Origin of the sequence: Pseudomonas yamanorum (assembly GCF_900105735.1) — a bacterium.
Classification (GTDB): domain Bacteria; phylum Pseudomonadota; class Gammaproteobacteria; order Pseudomonadales; family Pseudomonadaceae; genus Aquipseudomonas; species Aquipseudomonas yamanorum.
On sequence record NZ_LT629793.1, the window covers coordinates 5179560 to 5196937 of the forward strand.

20 protein-coding genes are annotated in these 17378 nt (G+C 61.9%); 10 read left to right on the forward strand and 10 right to left on the reverse strand.

Translation table 11 applies throughout. From position 1 onward, the window contains the following. Nucleotides 1–222 precede the first annotated feature (222 nt). Nucleotides 223–948, forward strand: a complete 726-nt coding sequence (locus BLU46_RS24385) for a response regulator (RefSeq protein ID WP_093207205.1) — start codon at nucleotides 223–225, stop codon at nucleotides 946–948. Next, the gene (locus tag BLU46_RS24390) at nucleotides 945–2561 is read left to right on the forward strand and encodes an ATP-binding protein (protein ID WP_063027886.1); all 1617 of its coding nucleotides are present in this window, start codon (nucleotides 945–947) and stop codon (nucleotides 2559–2561) included. The genes BLU46_RS24385 and BLU46_RS24390 overlap by 4 nt, the downstream gene beginning before the upstream one ends. Nucleotides 2562–2648: 87 nt before the next feature. Here the strand turns inward: BLU46_RS24390 and BLU46_RS24395 are convergent, their stop codons facing one another. Continuing rightward, nucleotides 2649–3374: a 4'-phosphopantetheinyl transferase family protein gene (locus BLU46_RS24395; protein WP_093207210.1), complete on the reverse strand. Its 726-nt coding sequence runs from the start codon at nucleotides 3372–3374 to the stop codon at nucleotides 2649–2651. A gap of 179 nt (nucleotides 3375–3553) precedes the next feature. Here BLU46_RS24395 and BLU46_RS24400 point away from each other — a divergent pair, with 179 nt between their 5' ends. Genes BLU46_RS24400 through BLU46_RS24410 form a run of 3 tightly spaced genes read left to right on the forward strand, consistent with a single transcriptional unit; the run spans nucleotide 3554 to nucleotide 5901 of the window. Continuing rightward, on the forward strand, nucleotides 3554–3862 hold the full coding sequence (locus tag BLU46_RS24400; RefSeq protein ID WP_017475848.1) for a hypothetical protein: 309 nt from the start codon (nucleotides 3554–3556) through the stop codon (nucleotides 3860–3862). 18 nt (nucleotides 3863–3880) lie between these two features. Continuing rightward, complete coding sequence (locus BLU46_RS24405) at nucleotides 3881–4558, forward strand: response regulator transcription factor (protein WP_003214228.1); 678 nt, start codon at nucleotides 3881–3883, stop codon at nucleotides 4556–4558. Further along, nucleotides 4555–5901, forward strand: a complete 1347-nt coding sequence (locus BLU46_RS24410) for an ATP-binding protein (RefSeq protein ID WP_093207214.1) — start codon at nucleotides 4555–4557, stop codon at nucleotides 5899–5901. The genes BLU46_RS24405 and BLU46_RS24410 overlap by 4 nt, the downstream gene beginning before the upstream one ends. Before the next feature lie 120 nt (nucleotides 5902–6021). Here BLU46_RS24410 and BLU46_RS24415 read toward each other — a convergent pair whose 3' ends face one another. After that, on the reverse strand, nucleotides 6022–7020 hold the full coding sequence (locus BLU46_RS24415) for an AraC family transcriptional regulator (RefSeq protein WP_063027892.1): 999 nt from the start codon (nucleotides 7018–7020) through the stop codon (nucleotides 6022–6024). A gap of 338 nt (nucleotides 7021–7358) precedes the next feature. On the opposite strand from BLU46_RS24415, the gene BLU46_RS24420 reads away from it, so the two are divergent. Beyond that, nucleotides 7359–8693 carry a dicarboxylate/amino acid:cation symporter gene (locus BLU46_RS24420; RefSeq protein WP_093207219.1) on the forward strand — a complete coding sequence of 445 codons (1335 nt, stop codon included), beginning with the start codon at nucleotides 7359–7361 and terminating at the stop codon, nucleotides 8691–8693. 148 nt (nucleotides 8694–8841) lie between these two features. Then, the gene (locus BLU46_RS24425) at nucleotides 8842–10023 is read left to right on the forward strand and encodes a CaiB/BaiF CoA transferase family protein (RefSeq protein WP_093207224.1); all 1182 of its coding nucleotides are present in this window, start codon (nucleotides 8842–8844) and stop codon (nucleotides 10021–10023) included. Nucleotides 10024–10146: 123 nt separating this feature from the next. Here the strand turns inward: BLU46_RS24425 and BLU46_RS24430 are convergent, their stop codons facing one another. Then, nucleotides 10147–10641, reverse strand: a complete 495-nt coding sequence (locus tag BLU46_RS24430) for a SprT family zinc-dependent metalloprotease (RefSeq protein WP_026077778.1) — start codon at nucleotides 10639–10641, stop codon at nucleotides 10147–10149. 128 nt (nucleotides 10642–10769) lie between these two features. Beyond that, nucleotides 10770–11372, reverse strand: a complete 603-nt coding sequence (locus BLU46_RS24435) for a Yip1 family protein (protein ID WP_017475841.1) — start codon at nucleotides 11370–11372, stop codon at nucleotides 10770–10772. Nucleotides 11373–11734: 362 nt separating this feature from the next. Here BLU46_RS24435 and ttcA point away from each other — a divergent pair, with 362 nt between their 5' ends. Together ttcA and BLU46_RS24445 are read left to right on the forward strand one after the other, a co-directional pair. Beyond that, the gene (gene ttcA, locus BLU46_RS24440) at nucleotides 11735–12559 is read left to right on the forward strand and encodes a tRNA 2-thiocytidine(32) synthetase TtcA (protein WP_093207230.1); all 825 of its coding nucleotides are present in this window, start codon (nucleotides 11735–11737) and stop codon (nucleotides 12557–12559) included. A gap of 67 nt (nucleotides 12560–12626) precedes the next feature. Further along, complete coding sequence (locus BLU46_RS24445; RefSeq protein ID WP_010165806.1) at nucleotides 12627–13298, forward strand: DNA-3-methyladenine glycosylase I; 672 nt, start codon at nucleotides 12627–12629, stop codon at nucleotides 13296–13298. Nucleotides 13299–13405: 107 nt separating this feature from the next. Here the strand turns inward: BLU46_RS24445 and BLU46_RS24450 are convergent, their stop codons facing one another. The 3 genes from BLU46_RS24450 to arsC are packed head-to-tail and all read right to left on the reverse strand — an operon-like array spanning nucleotide 13406 to nucleotide 14773. Then, nucleotides 13406–13825 carry a DUF2069 domain-containing protein gene (locus BLU46_RS24450; RefSeq protein ID WP_063027902.1) on the reverse strand — a complete coding sequence of 140 codons (420 nt, stop codon included), beginning with the start codon at nucleotides 13823–13825 and terminating at the stop codon, nucleotides 13406–13408. Beyond that, on the reverse strand, nucleotides 13809–14423 hold the full coding sequence (gene wrbA, locus BLU46_RS24455) for an NAD(P)H:quinone oxidoreductase (RefSeq protein WP_017475837.1): 615 nt from the start codon (nucleotides 14421–14423) through the stop codon (nucleotides 13809–13811). The genes BLU46_RS24450 and wrbA overlap by 17 nt, the downstream gene beginning before the upstream one ends. Beyond that, complete coding sequence (gene arsC, locus BLU46_RS24460) at nucleotides 14420–14773, reverse strand: arsenate reductase (glutaredoxin) (RefSeq protein WP_093207235.1); 354 nt, start codon at nucleotides 14771–14773, stop codon at nucleotides 14420–14422. The genes wrbA and arsC overlap by 4 nt, the downstream gene beginning before the upstream one ends. A gap of 115 nt (nucleotides 14774–14888) precedes the next feature. Between arsC and BLU46_RS24465 the strand changes: the two genes are divergently transcribed. After that, complete coding sequence (locus tag BLU46_RS24465) at nucleotides 14889–15350, forward strand: TlpA disulfide reductase family protein (protein WP_004371382.1); 462 nt, start codon at nucleotides 14889–14891, stop codon at nucleotides 15348–15350. Between the two features lie 117 nt (nucleotides 15351–15467). On the opposite strand, the gene BLU46_RS24470 is transcribed toward BLU46_RS24465, so the two are convergent. The 3 genes from BLU46_RS24470 to BLU46_RS24480 form a co-directional block, all read right to left on the reverse strand. Then, nucleotides 15468–15872, reverse strand: a complete 405-nt coding sequence (locus BLU46_RS24470; protein ID WP_063027906.1) for an META domain-containing protein — start codon at nucleotides 15870–15872, stop codon at nucleotides 15468–15470. Further along, complete coding sequence (locus tag BLU46_RS24475; protein WP_093207240.1) at nucleotides 15869–16309, reverse strand: hypothetical protein; 441 nt, start codon at nucleotides 16307–16309, stop codon at nucleotides 15869–15871. The genes BLU46_RS24470 and BLU46_RS24475 overlap by 4 nt, the downstream gene beginning before the upstream one ends. Nucleotides 16310–16380: 71 nt before the next feature. Continuing rightward, nucleotides 16381–17370, reverse strand: a complete 990-nt coding sequence (locus tag BLU46_RS24480; protein WP_093207245.1) for a 2-hydroxyacid dehydrogenase — start codon at nucleotides 17368–17370, stop codon at nucleotides 16381–16383. Between the last annotated feature and the right edge of the window lie 8 nt (nucleotides 17371–17378).

Consider the following 17378-nt stretch of genomic DNA (forward strand, 5'->3'; position numbering starts at 1 on the left):
CGCCGTTTGTCACCGAATATTCCGAGGTAAAAACATCCGGTTGGATTTTTGCGGGCGCGAACCCTATCACAAAAAAACACGATGTCCGAACGCATTTGCGCGCTTGTGCCAGAGGGCTGGCCCGTTGCTACAATCGGCCCGGATACACGCTGTGTTATGCACCCCCAACATGACAAAAATACGGGGGGCATCTTCCTTTCTATATGGACATCGAGGTCACCCGTGGAGCATGAAGCCTGGCAGGTATTGATTATCGAGGACGACGAGCGATTGGCCGAGTTGACCCGTGACTATCTGGAGAGCAACGGCCTGCGGGTGTCGGTGGAGGGTAACGGGGCCCTGGCGGCCGCGCGGATCATTGCCGAACAGCCGGACCTGGTAATCCTCGACCTGATGTTGCCCGGCGAAGACGGCCTGAGCATTTGCCGCAAGGTGCGCGAGGACTACGACGGGGTGATCCTGATGCTGACTGCGCGCACCGACGACATGGACCAGGTGCTGGGCCTGGACATGGGCGCCGACGACTACGTGTGCAAACCCGTACGCCCGCGTCTGTTGCTGGCACGCATCCAGGCCCTGCTGCGGCGCAGCGAAAGCGTTGAACCGGCCATCCCCGAAAAACAGCGGCGCCTGCAATTCGGCCCGCTGGTGGTGGACAACGCCCTGCGTGAAGCCTGGTTGCACGACGGTGGCATTGAACTGACCAGCGCCGAATTCGACCTGCTGTGGCTGCTGGTGGCGAATGCCGGCCGGATCCTGTCCCGGGAAGAAATCTTCACTGCCTTGCGCGGTATTGGCTACGACGGCCAGGACCGCTCCATCGACGTGCGCATCTCGCGGATCCGCCCGAAAATCGGCGACGACCCGATCCACCCGCGCCTGATCAAGACCATTCGCAGCAAAGGCTACCTGTTCGTCCCCGAAGCCGCTGCTGAACTTACGCCGTGAACTCGATCTTCCTGCGCATCTACGGCGGCATGTGCGCGGCGCTGATTCTGGTGGCGTTGCTCGGCGTACTGGCCCTGCACCTGCTCAATGAAGTGCGCAGCGGCCAGTACCGCGAGCGCCTGGCCCATGGCACCTTCGCGCTGATGGGCGACAACCTGCAACCCATGAGCGCCATCGAACGCCGCCGCGCCCTGGCAGTGTGGGAGCGCTTGCTGGGCATCCCGCTGGAATTGCAGACCGTGGCCGAGGCGCATCTGGACCTGAGCCAGCGCACCCGACTGCAACGCGGCCAGGTGTTGGTGGAGCAAACCGGCCCCCACGCGGCCAGGGTGCTGCGGTTGGTCAGCGATCAGGAGCAACTGTTACTCACCGGCGAAGTCCAGCAAATCAGCGAACAACTGGCCCGCGCGACCATTTACCTGCTGGCCGATGAGCTGGTGCGTTTCCCGGTGGCCGAGCAACCGCAAAAACTTGCGGACCTGAAAGAGGCCAAGGGCTTTGGTTTCGAGATGCACTTGGTGATGCTCGATCAGGCGGACATGGACCAGGACCAGCGCCGCCGCGTGTCCGAGGGCGATACGGTGATGGCCCTGGGCAAGGGCGGTGATTCGATCCGGGTGTTTGCCGGGATGGTCGGCACGCCGTGGGTCTTGGAAATCGGCCCGCTGTACCAGATGAACCCGTACCCGCCGCAGTGGCTGATCCTGATCGCGTTGATCAGCCTGACCCTCATCGGCTTGATCGTCTATTTACTGGTGCGCCAACTGGAGCGGCGCTTGAGTGGCCTGGAAGCTGCCGCCACGCGCATCGCCAAGGGCAGCCTGGAAGTACGGGTGCCGGCCCGGGGGGCCGATTCGGTGGGGCGCCTGGCGGCGGCGTTTAATGGCATGGCCGAACACCTGCAACGTCTGTTGGCGATCCAGCGCGAACTGGTGCGCGCGGTATCTCATGAGTTGCGCACCCCGGTGGCGCGCCTGCGGTTCGGTCTGGAGATGATTGGCGACGCGGCCACGCCTGAAGCGCGGCGCAAGTACATGGAAGGCATGGACAGCGACATCCAGGACCTTGACGGCCTGGTAGATGAAATGCTGACTTATGCGCGACTGGAGCAGGGTTCGCCGGCACTGAATTTCCAGCGGGTCGACCTCAGCGCGTTGCTTGATCAGGTGATTGATGAGCTGTCGCCGCTGCGCCCGGAAATCAACGTGGCGCGGGGCATCTGCCTGTCCTCTGCCCATTGGGATGATGCGTGGGTGGAGGCCGAACCGCGTTACCTGCATCGAGCGCTGCAAAACCTGGTGAGCAACGCCATGCGCCATGCCCAGGGGAGGGTGCTGATCAGTTACCAGGTGGGTCAGGTGCGTTGCCGCATCGACGTGGAAGACGACGGCCCGGGCGTACCGGAAAGCGCCTGGGAGCGGATCTTCACCCCGTTCCTGCGCCTGGATGACAGCCGTACTCGCGCGTCGGGTGGGCACGGGTTGGGATTGTCGATTGTGCGGCGGATCATTTATTGGCACGGCGGCCGGGCGTTGATCAGCAAGAGCAACAACCTGGGTGGCGCGTGTTTCAGTCTGAGTTGGCCACGGGACCAAGAGAAACCCCGCCCGTAGCAGCTGTCGAGCCCTGGCGAGGCTGCGTTGGCCCCAACTCGGTTTCGCGCCTGGCTCTACATCGGCGGCGCTCCCGACGCAGCCTCGCTAAGGCTCGACAGCTGCTACGGCCACCAGGGTCAATAATTGCCCGTCATCCACCGCAAACTGCGCCTCCAGCTCCTTGCCATGGCACCACTCTGCCGACAGGTCTGTCAGCAACCGCAGCCGCGCATGGCCGGTATCCGACCATTCCAGCAACTCGGCATGCTCAAAATAGAAGCGCTTCTGCACGATCGGGTAGAGCGCCTTGAACAGGCTCTCTTTGGCCGAAAACGTCAGCGTCACCAGTTGCGCGATCTGCTCTCGCGGGCCGGCGCCCATGCGCTGCAATTCATCCGGTGTCAGGATTTCCCCGGCCAGGCGCTCCGCGCGCTCCAGGGTCAGCAGGTTCTCCAGGTCCATCCCCAGCCCGCGCCATTGTGTCTTGTGGGCGACGATGGCTGCCGCGTGGCCGGTGCTGTGGGTGATCGAGCCGCTGATATGGGCAGGCCAGATCGGCGCGCGGTCCTCGCCGATCGCCGGCACGCAATCCAGCCCGTCCAACTGTTGCAAGGCCGCGCGGGCACACAGGCGACCGGCCAGAAACTCCGCCTGGCGCTTGGCCACCGACCGCTGGATGCTCGCGGGCGGCGACACGGCGCTGCGCTGGAAGTCGCCGATGGCCAGCAGCGCCGGGTCAAAACGGGTGCTCAGCAAGACCGTGCCGGGCAAGGCAACGGGCAGCGGCCAATGGGCATCAAGTGGGGTGCAGCAGGCGGGTAGGGAATTCATGCCAGGTATTTTGCCGAGTTGGAGGGCCGCTGGATAGCCTGGGGCGGGGGATACGTAAATAACTCTTTACACAGTAGCCGGCCTCGGTTCAGCCCAGGTTCAGAGAGTGTTCAGGGGGAGTTCAGCGGGGGCTGCGTAGTCTGGCCCCGTACCCAAAGCCAAAGCGTATGAGGTAGACCATGACTGCGATCAAGAAGCTGATGTTGGCGTTAACCATGCTCAGCGCCACTGCTGGCGTCCAGGCCTCTGATGCCAGCTTCGCGGGGTTCTCCAAAGAGAAGAGCAAAAAGCCCTACAGCCTTCTCCAGCGGGTGAGCTTCGAGGATGCCGGCGAACAGGCGGCTCCGTGGGGCCAGTCCCTGGGCCAGCACACGCCGCAGTCGGACTATCGCGTGGGCAATGAAAACCTGTCAGGTCACTTCAACGGCAGTAAACTGCGCCAGCAAGACCTGCAAGGCCGCTATGATATACCCCAGTTGGAAAGTTGATTTGCCTTGGAGAGCTTTATGAAATTGCTGGTTGTCGAAGATGAGGCGTTGCTGCGTCATCACCTGTTGACCCGCCTCACCGACAGCGGTCACGTGGTCGAGGCCGTCGCCAACGCCGAAGAGGCGCTGTACCAGACCGGGCAATTCAACCACGACCTGGCGATCATCGACCTGGGCCTGCCCGGTATGGGCGGCCTGGACCTGATCCGCCAACTGCGCGCCCAGGCCAAAACGTTCCCGATCCTGATCCTGACCGCTCGCGGCAACTGGCAGGACAAGGTCGAAGGCCTGGCTGCGGGTGCCGACGACTATGTGGTCAAGCCGTTCCAGTTCGAAGAGCTGGAAGCGCGGATGAACGCACTGCTGCGCCGCTCCAGCGGTTTCACCCAGTCGACCATCGTCGCCGGGCCCTTGCTGCTGGACCTCAATCGCAAGCAGGCGTCCCTCGACGAACAGCCGCTGGCGCTGACCGCCTACGAATACCGCATCCTCGAATATCTCATGCGTCACCATCAACAGGTGGTTGCCAAGGACCGCCTGATGGAACAGCTCTACCCCGATGACGACGAGCGCGATCCGAACGTCATCGAAGTGCTGGTAGGCCGCCTGCGCCGCAAGCTGGAAGGCCCGGCGGGGTTCAAGCCGATCGACACCGTGCGCGGTCTGGGCTACCTGTTTAATGAGCGCTGCCGTTGATTCGCTCGTTACGTGTGCGTTTGATGCTCGCGGCCACCACTCTGGCCGTGCTGTTTATGCTGGCCTTGTTGCCCGCCATGCAGGGCGCCTTCAGCCTGGCTCTGCAGGACTCCATCGAGCAGCGCCTGGCGTCGGATGTCACCACGCTGATTTCGGCGGCCCGGGTTGAAAACAATCGCCTGTTGATGCCTGCGCAGTTGCCGGATGAGCGCTTCAACCTCACCGACAGCCGTTTGCTGGGCTACATCTATGACCGCGAAGGCCATCTGGTCTGGCGTTCGCGCGCGACCCAGGAAGAGAACATCAACTACAAACCGCGCTATGACGGGCGCGGCAACGAGTTTGCGCGGATCCGCGAGGCCAACGGCCAGGAATTTTTTGTCTACGACGTCGAGGTCAAGCTGCTGGGCGGCAAGAGTGCGGCGTTCAGTATCGTCGCCCTGCAACCGGTGCGCGAATACCAACTGACCCTCGAAGGCCTGCGGGAAAACCTCTACCTAGGCTTCGGCGCCGCCTTGCTGGTGCTGCTGACCCTGTTGTGGCTGGGCCTGACCTGGGGCCTGCAAGCGCTGCGGCGGCTGAGCCAGGAACTGGATGAAATCGAAGGCGGCACCCGGGAAAGTCTCAGTGAACAACATCCTCGCGAACTTTTGCGTCTGACCGGCTCCCTCAACCGTCTGCTCCACAGTGAGCGTGAGCAACGCACCCGTTACCGCGACTCCCTGGATGACCTGGCCCACAGCCTGAAAACCCCGCTGGCGGTGCTGCAAGGCGTGAGCGAAGACATGGCCCAGCGCCCCGAAGATCGCGACCAGGCCTGGGTGCTGCAATCGCAGATCGAGCGCATGAGCCAGCAGATCAGCTACCAATTGCAGCGCGCCAGCCTGCGTAAAAGCGGCCTGGTGCGTCACCAGGTGCGGCTGGAACCGGTGCTGCAAAGCCTGTGCGACACGCTGGACAAGGTTTACCGCGATAAGGGTGTGAAGGTCGCCTTTGAACTGCCGGAAGAATGCGACGTGCCCATTGAGAAGGGGGCCTTGCTGGAGCTGCTCGGCAACCTGCTGGAAAACGCCTATCGCCTGTGCCTGAGCGAAGTGCGCATCACCTTGCAGGAAAGCCTGGAAGGCACCGAACTGTGCATTGAAGACGACGGCCCCGGCGTGCCACCGGACCAGCGTGCGCGCATCCTGCAACGGGGCGAACGCCTGGACCGCCAGCATCCGGGGCAGGGCATTGGCCTGGCGGTGGTCAAGGACATCATTGAAAGCTACGGCGCACGGTTGACCCTTGGGGATTCACCGCTGGGTGGCGCGGCGTTCAAGATCCACTTTCCGGCCGTGTGATCTTTATGGCTGCACCGGCCTCATCGCAGGCAAGCCAGCTCCCACATTGTGACTGTGTTCACAAATCAAACTGTGGGAGCCGGGCTTGCCCGCGATGAGGCTGGTACTGGCAACGCTTATCTAACTCTCTTGTGCTCTGTAGGCCCCCGGCGTCAGCCCGGTCCATTTCTTGAACGCCCGATGAAACGCCGACGGCTCGGAAAACCCCAGCTGCTCGGCGATCTCCTGCAACGACAAATCCGCCCGCCCCAAATGGTAAATCGCAATGTCCCGGCGTAATTCATCCTTGAGCGCCTGAAAGCTGGTGCCTTCCTCCCGCAAATGCCGACGCAGGGTCTGCGGGCTGATATGCAGGTGCTGGGCGACGGCTTCCAGGTCGGGCCACGGCGTGCGGTCGCGGCTCAATAAGCGGCGCAATTGGCTGCTCAGGCTGTCGCCTTCATCCGGCCGTGACAGCAGGTCGGCCGGTGAGCGTTCAAGGAAGTGCTTGAGGGTGCGTTCGTCCTGCAGCAGCGGCAGGCTCAGGTAGCGACTGGGAAATACCAGGCTGCTGGTGGGCGCGGCGAACACCTGTGGGCAGGGGAACAGCAAGTCGTACTCACCGGCGTGGGGCGGCATCGGGTAGCTGAAGGTGGCCTGATCCAGGCGGATGCGCTGGCCAATCAGCCAACTGCCGAGGCGATGCCAGATTACCAGCAGGCATTCGCTGAGGAAGTGATCCGGGTCCCACAGCTGCGAGTCGTCCAGGCTCAAGCGGGCCATTTCCCCTTCACGGGTCAGGCGCCAGCGCGGACCCTGCGGGAATAGGCTATAAAATAATAAGCCGCGTTCCAGAGCCTTCTCGAGGGTGCGGCAGTGAATCAGCGCGTGGCACATCATGGCGAAGGTGCCGCGCTTGCTCGGGCCTTCGGCGAAACCCAGGTATTCGTCATCCAGCGCCAGCCACAGCATTTGCAACAGCCGGGTGAATTGCTCCGGGGCGATGCGGGCGCGGGGTTCGCTCAGCAGTTCCGGGGTAATGCCCACTTGCTGCAGCAGGCCCGAATAGTCGTAGCCGGCTCGACGAGCACCGCCTAGAGCGGCCCGGGCGTAATGACTGGCGATGGTACGTTCACGCATGAGGGGCCTCGTCCATTGAGTGGCGGATGTTAGCCATCCTGTGGGGGTGCAACAAGGCGGATATCCGCCAAATTGTAGGACGAGATCAGATGAGTAGGCGGAAATCCGCCACTGTCTGTAGGCGTTGTCTCAAAATGAAAATCGCCCAAGGGCTGATGTCTAAAGGCCTTCAGCGGTTTTCAGTAAAAGTGGCACGACGCTTGCGATAGAGAGCGCAGGGAGACCGGCCTTGAGCGGGCTCTCAAACAACAAATCCCTCCAGTGCAGGAGGGTTCGCAATTCAAGTGTCGTGGGCAATGGCGGATATTTGCCACACGGGACGATTGAGGAACTTTGCAATGACGACTCGTCAGCCACTGTACAAATCCCTGTATTTCCAGGTGATCGTTGCAATCGTTATCGGTATTTTGCTCGGTCACTTCTACCCGCAGACCGGCGTGGCCCTCAAGCCACTGGGTGACGGCTTCATCAAGCTGATCAAAATGGTCATTGCCCCGATCATCTTCTGCACCGTTGTCAGCGGCATCGCTGGCATGCAAAGCATGAAATCGGTCGGCAAAACCGGCGGCTACGCGCTGCTGTACTTCGAAGTCGTCTCCACCATTGCCCTGCTGATCGGCCTGATCGTGGTCAACGTTGTGCAACCGGGCGCCGGCATGCACATCGACGTGGCTACCCTGGACGCCTCTAAAGTCGCTGCCTATGTGACTGCCGGTGCAGACCAGAGCATCGTTGGCTTCCTGCTGAACGTGATCCCGAACACCATCGTCGGTGCGTTCGCGACCGGTGACATCCTGCAAGTCCTGATGTTCTCGGTGATCTTCGGTTTCGCCCTGCATCGCCTGGGTGCCTACGGCAAGCCGGTGCTGGACTTCATCGATCGCTTTGCCCACGTGATGTTCAACATCATCAACATGATCATGAAGCTCGCGCCAATCGGTGCCCTGGGCGCCATGGCGTTCACCATCGGTGCCTACGGCGTAGGGTCGCTGGTGCAGCTCGGTCAGTTGATGATCTGCTTCTACATCACCTGCATCCTGTTCGTGGTCGTGGTGCTGGGCGCCATCTGCCGCGCACACGGCTTCAGCGTCCTGAAACTGATCCGCTACATCCGTGAAGAACTGCTGATCGTACTGGGTACTTCCTCGTCCGAATCCGCACTGCCACGCATGCTGATCAAAATGGAACGCCTGGGCGCCAAGAAGTCGGTCGTCGGCCTGGTTATCCCGACTGGCTACTCCTTCAACCTGGACGGTACTTCGATCTACCTGACCATGGCCGCCGTGTTCATCGCCCAGGCGACTGACACCCACATGGACATCACCCACCAGATCACCCTGTTGCTGGTACTGCTGCTGTCCTCCAAAGGCGCTGCTGGCGTGACCGGTAGTGGCTTCATCGTACTGGCCGCTACTCTGTCGGCCGTTGGCCACCTGCCGGTTGCCGGTTTGGCGCTGATCCTGGGTATCGACCGCTTCATGTCGGAAGCCCGCGCACTGACCAACCTGGTAGGCAACGCGGTTGCCACCCTGGTTGTGGCCAAGTGGGTCAAGGAACTGGACGAAGACAAGCTGCAAGTCGAACTGGCTTCCGGTGGTCGCGGTATCTCCGACACCCGTGAAGAAGACGACCTGGGCGTGGCCGAAGGCCCGGCTCCAACCGTCGTCAAGTAAGGCTGCACCCTGTGTGAAAACCCATCTTCGGATGGGTTTTTTTATGCCTGCGCAAAACATCAGTCACTCCGGATGATGGTTTATGTGATTGCTGCTGAGCGCCAGGTTTGCCTACTCTGTGGCCAATCGAAACGGAATCGGAGTCCCCATGTCAGGTCCCTTGGCGTCCCTCAAAGTATTGGATTTCTCCACCTTGCTGCCGGGGCCGTTCGCCTCGTTGCTGCTGGCCGACATGGGCGCCGAGGTGTTGCGCATCGAATCCCCCACGCGCATGGACCTGCTGCGGGTATTGCCGCCCCATGACCAGGGCGTGTCGGCCAGCCATGCCTACCTCAACCGCAACAAGCGTAGCCTGGCCCTGGACCTCAAGCAGGCCGAGGCGGTGGAGATCGTGCGGCAATTGGTGGCGGACCATGACATCGTCCTCGAGCAGTTCCGCCCCGGAGTGATGGAGCGCCTGGGCCTGGGTTACGAGGCGTTGAAGGCGATCAACCCGAAGCTGATCTACGTCTCCATCACCGGCTACGGCCAGACCGGCCCCTACAAGGACCGCGCCGGTCATGACATCAACTACCTGGCCCTGGCGGGTGTCGCCAGTTACACCGGGCGCCAGGACAGTGGGCCATTGCCCCTGGGCGTGCAGTTGGCGGATGTGGGCGGAGGTTCGTTGCATGCGGTGATCGGCTTGCTGGCGGCGGTGATTGCCCGGCAGCAGAGCGGGGTGGGGCAATACCTGGACGTGAGCATGACCGACTGCGCCTTCAGCCTGAATGCCATGGCCGGCGCGGGTTACCTGGCGTGCGGCGTGGAGCCGGCGTGGGAGAACCAGGTGCTCAATGGCGGCAGCTTCTATGACTATTACCGCTCGCGGGAAGGGCGGTGGTTGTCGGTGGGCAGCCTGGAGCCGGGCTTTATGCAGCAGCTGTGTACGGCCCTTGGGTGCCCCGAGTTGGCGGCGCAGGGCTTGTCGCCCAAACCCGAGCAGCAGAAAGCCCTCAAGCTGGCGCTGCAGGTCGAGTTCGAGAAACGCAGCTTTGATGAGCTGTGTGAGCTGTTTGCCGAGCTTGATGCGTGTGTCGAGCCGGTGCTGAATCTGAGCGAGGCCGTTGAGCACCCGCAGTTGAAAGCCCGGGAGCTGGTCAGCCAGGTGCCGCGGGGCGATGGTTCCAGCCAGGCGCAAATCGCCTGCCCGCTGAAGTTTTCCGAGGGCTTGCCGGCGGCCAGGCATATAGGCGCGGCGGTGGGCGCTCACACGGATGAGGTGTTGGTGGAGTTGGGCTTCAGTGCTCAGCAGATAGATGATTTGCGGCGTGCCAAGGTGATTCAGTAGCGCCTGGGCCGGCCCCTTCGCGAGCAAGCCCGCTCCCACATTCAACCGCATTCCAAAGGTGGAACTCGGTCAAATGTGGGAGCGGGCTTGCTCGCGAAGAGGGCCTTACAAGCACCACAAACCTCACTCGACGCGAGTTTCCCCGGTAAATACCAACGTCTGCCGACACCTGCGACACAAATACCGCCGCCCCTGGCTCACCAGCCCATGACGCTGCGGCGAAAACGGAAAGTCACTGTCCGCACACGGGCAGCGGTAGATATACCGCGTCACGCGCCGTCGCTGGATTTCATAGGTGTGGCAACGATCCGGCGGCAGTTCGTAAACCCCACGCATGATCAACTGCCATTCTTCGCCATGGGGCTGGATGCGCTCGCCAAACAATTGGTGGGCAATCAGGTGCGCCACTTCATGGGCGACCGTCTGTTTAAGGAAGTGTTGGCTGTTTTCACGGTACAGCTGCGGGTTGAAGCGCAGCAGGTTCTCGTGCAAATGCGCGACACCGGCCTTCTGGCCCCGCAGCTTGAGGCTGACCTGGGGGCGTTTGAAGCTTCGTTTGAAAAAGGATTCGGCTTGCAGGAAACAATCTTCGACGCGGGTATTGAGTTGCTCGGGCATGCTGTACATATCTCCAGAGACGTCCAGTATGCCGCAAACAAGGGTGTATCCGAATCTGTCAGGCGCCGAATGGTCATGCATAACGCACAAAGCCACCTTGCGGTGGCTTTTCCTGCGGGTAAACCGCGTCAGTTGGTGTAGATCGGGCCTACGCCCAGCCCCCAGACAATCACGGTGAAGGCCATGATCGCCACCAGTACCACCAGGCCTACCGCCAGTACCGAGCTCGAAAACAGGAAGCCCTCGTCCGGGTGGATGTTCATGAAGGTCGGCAATCCTACGTACAGCAGGTACACCGTGTAGCAAATGGCGGCCGTGCCAACGACCATCCCCAGCCACATGTGCGGGTACAGTGCCGCCAGCCCGCCGACAAACAGCGGTGTCGCGGTATAGGTGGCAAACGCCACGCAGCGCGCCATGCTGGGGTTGGCGTCATAGGTGCGCGCCATCCAGTGGATGAAAGCGCCCATCACCGCCACGCCGCCGAGCATCGCCGCGTAGGACATGACGGTCATCCACAACGCACTTTCCACCGTCAGCATCACCGGCGCGCGGCTGCCGATGACCCAACCGACCTGAGTGGTACCGATAAACGCTGATACAGCGGGGATCGCCGCGAGAATCAGCGTGTGGGTGAGGTACATGTGGCCGATGCTTTCTTCTTTATCGCCACGAATTTCCCGCCATTCCTGATCGGGGTGGGTGAAAAGTCCCACGACGTGATGGATCATGCCAGTCACTCCTGTCGTTATTACCATCGCCCCCCAGTGGAGCGCCCACGGGCCAATTGGCCTGAAAGGTCTGGATATATGTGCGACCTTATGTCGCAGTATAGGAAGTCATGACCGGAAAAAGTGTGGGGCTTTAGAGCAAATTGCGCTGTAAACATTGGGCTTAATCGCGGCGGGGTCTGTTGATTGGAATGCGGTCAAATGTGGGAGCGGGCTTGCTCGCGAATGCGGTGGGTCAGCTAAACACCTGGCGAATGACACTTCGCATTCGCGAGCAAGCCCGCTCCCACATTGGAACTCGGTCGTCCATCCCGGTAAAATACTCGGCTTTTCGTCACACACCTTTCGCGGATCCAAGCGCCATGGGCACTCTTACGGTCAACCAGAACAAACTGCAAAAACGCCTGCGTCGCCAGGCCGGTGAAGCAGTCGCCGATTTCAACATGATCGAAGAGGGCGACAAGGTCATGGTCTGCCTGTCTGGCGGCAAAGACAGCTACACCATGCTCGACGTGCTGATGCACCTGCAAAAGGTCGCGCCGATCAAGTTCGAGATCGTCGCCGTGAACATGGACCAGAAGCAGCCGGGCTTTCCCGAGCATGTGCTGCCGGCCTACCTCAAGGCATTGGGGATCGAGTACCACATCGTCGAGAAAGACACTTACTCGGTGGTCAAGGAACTGGTCCCGGAAGGCAAGACCACCTGCTCGCTGTGTTCGCGCCTGCGCCGTGGCACGCTCTACACCTTTGCCGACGAGATCGGCGCGACCAAGATGGCCCTGGGTCACCACCGCGACGACATCGTCGAAACCTTCTTCCTCAACATGTTCTTCAACGGCAGCCTCAAGGCCATGCCGCCCAAGCTGCGGGCCGACGACGGGCGCAACGTGGTGATCCGCCCATTGGCCTACTGCCATGAGAAGGACATCCAGGCGTACTCCGACCTCAAGCAATTCCCGATCATCCCGTGCAACCTCTGCGGCTCCCAGGAAAACCTGCAGCGCCAGGTGGTCAAGGACATGCTCCAGGACTGGGACCGCAAGACCCCGGGCCGCGTCGACAGCATCTTCCGCAGTCTGCAGAACGTGCAGCCGTCTCAGTTGGCTGACCGTAACCTGTTTGACTTCACCAGCCTGCGTATCGACGAAAGTGCGGCGTCGCGCTTCGTCAATGTAGTGAACCTCTGAGCCATTTCACTGCTCTGACAGACGGCGCTCCTGGGCGCCGTTTTCATTTCAATCCTTAGGAGAGGGCATGCGCGATTACAAGTGGCTGCACGAATATTGTCTGAACCGGTTTGGTTCGGCGGCCGAGCTGGAAGCCCACCTGCCTGTGCCCCTGACCCCGGCGAAACTGCGCAAGATCAGCGATGACCGCTACCTGTCGACCCTGTCGCTGCGAGTGTTTCGCGCCGGGCTCAAACACAGCGTGGTGGACGCCAAGTGGCCGGCGTTCGAGCAAGTGTTCTTTGGCTTTGACCCGGAAAAAGTCGTGCTGATGGGCGCCGAGCACCTGGAGCGGCTGATGCAGGACACACGCATCATCCGCCACCTGGGCAAGCTCAAGAGCGTGCCGCGCAATGCGCAGATGATTCTGGATGTCGAGAAGGAAAAAGGCAGCTTCGGTGCGCTGATTGCCGACTGGCCGGTGACCGATATCGTCGGCCTGTGGAAATACCTGAGCAAGCACGGCCACCAGTTGGGCGGCCTGTCGGCGCCGCGCTTTTTGCGGATGGTGGGCAAGGACACGTTCGTGCCGAGCTATGACGTGGTGGCGGCGCTGAATGCGCAGAAGATTGTCGACAAGGTACCCACCAGCCTGCGGGACCTGGCCACGGTGCAAGGCGCGTTCAACCAGTGGCATGCCGAGAGCGGGCGGCCGATGTGCCAGTTGTCGATGATGTTGGCTTACACCGTGAATCATTGATACCGGGTTGATGCCATCGCAGGCAAGCCAGCTCCCACACGTGGAATGCATTCCTCTGTGGGAGCTGGCTTGCCTGCGATAGCGGCAGGTCAGGCACTACAAAAGCATCAGGCAGGCAAACCTTCCCCCGCCAACCGCCGATTCAGTTGATGCCGGTAACGCACATACATCAGCGCCGTGCAGAACACCGCCAGGCTCGCCAGCATTTCCAGCACACCAAACCACTGCCGGTTCGGGTCATACGCCGCCAGCGCACCCTTGATGAAGTACAAGTTCACCACAAAGCACATCCACGAATGCCCGCGCGCGCTTCCCAGGATCATCCCCGGCGCCAGCAACAGCAGCGGCACCAGCTCGATCAGCAGAATCACCCACGGCCGCGCGCCGTGCAGGTCGGCGAACACCAGGTAGTAGGCACACAGCAACCCCACCAAACCCAAAAACGCCAGCAGGCTCAACACCCGCGCCGCCTTGACCCGTGGCTCCAGCCACGCCTGGGGCGGCAGTACCTTAGGCTTCCTGGCCACGGCCGTTCTCCAGTAGCGCGGCGGTCTTCGCCAGGCGCAGGCCGAGGGCGCGGCACAGGGCGATTTCATGTTGATCCAGTGCGCGCTTGCCGTCGGCACCGGAATGGTGGCTGGCGCCATAAGGCGTACCGCCGCCCTTGGTGTCGAGCAGGGCTTGTTCGCTGTAGGGCAGGCCGGTGATCAGCATGCCGTGGTGCAGCAGCGGCAGCAGCATCGACATCAGCGTGGTCTCCTGGCCACCGTGCAGGCTGGCGGTGGAGGTGAACACACCCGCCGGTTTGCCGACCAGGGCGCCGGTCAGCCACAGGTTGCTGGTGCCATCGAGAAAGTACTTGAGCGGCGCGGCCATGTTGCCGAAACGGGTCGGGCTGCCCAGCGCCAGGCCGGCGCAGTTCTTCAGGTCGTCGAGGCTGCAGTACAGCGGGCCGTCCACCGGAATGTCCGGCGCCACGGCTTCGCATTCGCTGGAGATGGCCGGCACAGTGCGCAAGCGCGCCTCAAGCCCGGCTTGCTCGACGCCCCGGGCTATCTGCCGGGCCATTTCGCTCACCGAGCCGTTGCGGCTGTAATACAACACCAGCACATACGGCGCACTCACGAAACCAGCTCCAGGATGTTCTCTGGCGGGCGGCCAATCACAGCCTTGTCGGCGGTTTCGAGGATCGGGCGTTCCATCAGTTTCGGATGAGCGGCGATGGCGGCAATCAGTTGCGCTTCGCTGAGGCGGGTGTCAGCCAGATTGAGGGTTTTGTATTCGTCTTCGCCAGTACGCAGCAGTTGCCGCGCGCTGAGCTTCAGCTTGCCCAGCAAGGCCTGCAATTGCACGGCGTCGAGCGGGGTTTCCAGGTAGCGCACTACGGTGGGTGTCAGGCCACGGGCTTCCAGCAATTCGAGCGCACCGCGGGATTTCGAGCAGCGCGGGTTGTGATAAAGCGTCAGATCGGTCATGTGCGGGTCGCATCTTGCGTAAGGTGGCGGGTATTCTACCCGCGCTGCGTCACGTCCTTAAACCATGAGAGGCGATAGGCCGCAGCCAATGTTCATTTTTACGAAGGATTACCCCATGACGAGGCGACTGTTAGGCGCATTGGCAATCATCGGCACACTGCTGCTCAGTGGCTGTGGCAATGATTATGGCGTTGACCAATACGGTCAGAAAGTGGCCGCCGAACGCCTGGACAAGCAATGGCTGGTGGTCAACTACTGGGCCGAGTGGTGTGGCCCGTGCCGTACCGAAATCCCTGAACTCAACGCTTTGGCTGAACAGCTCAAGGGCCAGTCGGTGGGGGTGTTCGGCGTGAACTTCGACAACGTCCAGGGTGAAGAACTCAAGAGCGCCAGTGAGAAACTGGGCATCAAGTTCACTGTATTGGCGCAGAACCCGGACGGGATCTTCGACATTCCCCGCAGTGAAGCCTTGCCGGTGACCTACATCATTGATGACAAGGGCAAGGTGCGCGAGCAACTGATGGGTGAGCAGACGGCGGAAGGGGTGTTGGCCAAGCTCAAAGCGTTGCGCGGATAAAAAATGTGGGAGCGGGCTTGCTCGCGAATGCGGTGTGACAGTCACCAGATACATTGACTGATCCACCGCTTTCGCGAGCAAGCCCGCTCCCACATTTAGATGTGTTGCGCCTTCAGATCAGCCTTCTTCCAGCCACAACCGCAACGGCTTGCCGTCAGCCGGCCAGAAACGGGTCTGTTCGATCGGCGAGATGTCCCAGCGCTGCACGCCTTGCAGGGCCTGGAAGAAGCGGTGTTCCTGCTCCATCAGCGCTTCGGCGCAGAGTTTGCGGGTGCTGCCGACCTTGCCGAAGCTCAGCTTGTCGCCATCCAGGGTATAGGGCGCGAACCAATGGTTGCAGCCACCATTGCCGTAGGCCCGGCCATCGGCGCCGAGGGTCACGGTCAGGTGCGCGTAATCCATCAGCGGCCGCTCACCGATCCATTCCACCACGTAGCTGTGATCCTGCTTGAGCTTGACCTCGTCGCTGGCGCAGCCCGCAAGGCCTGCACCCAGCACGGCCAGCATCAGCGGGGCTTTCATTGCGCGGCCTGCTGGCATTTCGGGCAACGGTGCTTGTCACCCAGGGTGGCCCAGCCCAACTCGGTGACGCGCGCAGTGGCGGCCGGTTGCAGCGGTTCCTTGGTCAGCTTGGTTTCCACCGCGAATTCAAACTCCAGCACGGTGTCGCAGCTGTCGCAGTTGACCTTCCAGGTGTGAATTTCCAACTCGCCGAACTTCGGCCCCTGGGCCATGGCGACCCACTGGCCCGCCGGGCGGATGGAGTAGCGTGCATCGCCTTCGACGGTCAGGCGCATCGACAGGGTTTTGCTGCCGCGCAGAGTGACGATCAGAACGTCGCCGTTCTTGATCGAGCCACCGTTGCCGGTGACTTGATAACGGCCCGGCACCAGGGCGCGGCATTCGATCAGGGTGTGTTGCGGGCTCAGCAAGCTGAAGCGGAAATCGTGTTCGGCCATGGATCCTCCAAATAGGCGCGGCATCCTATCACGGGCCGCCACCTATCATGGCGCGGCTATGTGACCGCTGATCATCCTTCGACGAGGTTTTGCGCCTGCCCGCCAGCCCACGCCGCGATGTTGGCCAGGGTCGTGCCAGCAATCGCCCCCAGGGCCTCGCGGGTCAGGAAGGCCTGGTGGGCGGTGATGATCACGTTGGGGAAGGTCAGCAGGCGCGCCAATACGTCGTCTTGCAGGGGCAAGTCCGAGCGGTCTTCGAAAAACAGCTGGGCCTCTTCTTCATACACATCCAGCCCCAGATAGCCGAGCTGGCCGTCCTTGAGTGCGTCGATCAGCGCCGGGGTGTCCACCAGGCCGCCGCGCCCGGTATTGATCAGCATCGCGCCGGGCTGCATATGAGCGAGGCTTTGGGCGTTGATCAGGTGTTTGCTGTCCGCCGTCAGCGGGCAATGCAGGCTGATGATCTGCGATTCGCCCAGCAACTGCGGCAGGCTCACATACCGGGCACCAAGGGCCTCGACCTGCGGGTTGGGGTAAGGATCGTAGGCCAGCAACTGGCAGCCAAACCCGGCCATGATCTTGGCGAATGTGGCGCCGATCTGCCCGGTGCCGACCACGCCGACGGTCTTGCCCACCAGGTCGAAACCGGTCAGGCCATGCAGGCTGAAGTCACCGTCGCGGGTACGGTTGTAGGCGCGGTGCAGGCGACGATTGAGGGCCAGGATCAGCGCGACCGCATGTTCGGCCACCGCATGGGGCGAATAGGCCGGCACCCGCACGATGGTCAGGCCCAGGCGTTTGGCGGCGGGCAGGTCGACATGGTTGTAGCCGGCCGAGCGCAGGGCGATCAGGCGGGTGCCGCCGTTGGCCAGTTGCTCCAGCACCGGGGCGCTGAGGTCGTCGTTGATAAAGGCGCAGACCACTTCGTGGTGTTCGGCCAGGGCCACGGTGTCGAGGTTCAGCCGGGCCGGCTGGAATTGCAGCTGCATGCCGTCGGGCAACGGTTGGGCGAGAAAGCTCTCGCGGTCGTAGGTCTGGCTGCTGAAGAGGAGGATGCGCATCAAATATT

Bases quoted from the DNA above. Each gene is read 5' to 3' on its own strand.
- BLU46_RS24480 (WP_093207245.1), bottom strand. From the start codon at position 17,370: ATGCGCATCCTCCTCTTCAGCAGCCAGACCTACGACCGCGAGAGCTTT.
- BLU46_RS24445 (WP_010165806.1), top strand. From the start codon at position 12,627: ATGCGCGATTACAAGTGGCTGCACGAATATTGTCTGAACCGGTTTGGT.
- BLU46_RS24400 (WP_017475848.1), top strand. From the start codon at position 3,554: ATGACTGCGATCAAGAAGCTGATGTTGGCGTTAACCATGCTCAGCGCC.
- BLU46_RS24415 (WP_063027892.1), bottom strand. From the start codon at position 7,020: ATGCGTGAACGTACCATCGCCAGTCATTACGCCCGGGCCGCTCTAGGC.
- BLU46_RS24425 (WP_093207224.1), top strand. From the start codon at position 8,842: ATGTCAGGTCCCTTGGCGTCCCTCAAAGTATTGGATTTCTCCACCTTG.
- BLU46_RS24470 (WP_063027906.1), bottom strand. From the start codon at position 15,872: ATGAAAGCCCCGCTGATGCTGGCCGTGCTGGGTGCAGGCCTTGCGGGC.
- BLU46_RS24435 (WP_017475841.1), bottom strand. From the start codon at position 11,372: ATGATCCATCACGTCGTGGGACTTTTCACCCACCCCGATCAGGAATGG.
- BLU46_RS24430 (WP_026077778.1), bottom strand. From the start codon at position 10,641: ATGCCCGAGCAACTCAATACCCGCGTCGAAGATTGTTTCCTGCAAGCC.
- arsC (WP_093207235.1), bottom strand. From the start codon at position 14,773: ATGACCGATCTGACGCTTTATCACAACCCGCGCTGCTCGAAATCCCGC.
- BLU46_RS24475 (WP_093207240.1), bottom strand. From the start codon at position 16,309: ATGGCCGAACACGATTTCCGCTTCAGCTTGCTGAGCCCGCAACACACC.
- BLU46_RS24405 (WP_003214228.1), top strand. From the start codon at position 3,881: ATGAAATTGCTGGTTGTCGAAGATGAGGCGTTGCTGCGTCATCACCTG.
- BLU46_RS24420 (WP_093207219.1), top strand. From the start codon at position 7,359: ATGACGACTCGTCAGCCACTGTACAAATCCCTGTATTTCCAGGTGATC.
- BLU46_RS24465 (WP_004371382.1), top strand. From the start codon at position 14,889: ATGACGAGGCGACTGTTAGGCGCATTGGCAATCATCGGCACACTGCTG.
- BLU46_RS24395 (WP_093207210.1), bottom strand. From the start codon at position 3,374: ATGAATTCCCTACCCGCCTGCTGCACCCCACTTGATGCCCATTGGCCG.
- ttcA (WP_093207230.1), top strand. From the start codon at position 11,735: ATGGGCACTCTTACGGTCAACCAGAACAAACTGCAAAAACGCCTGCGT.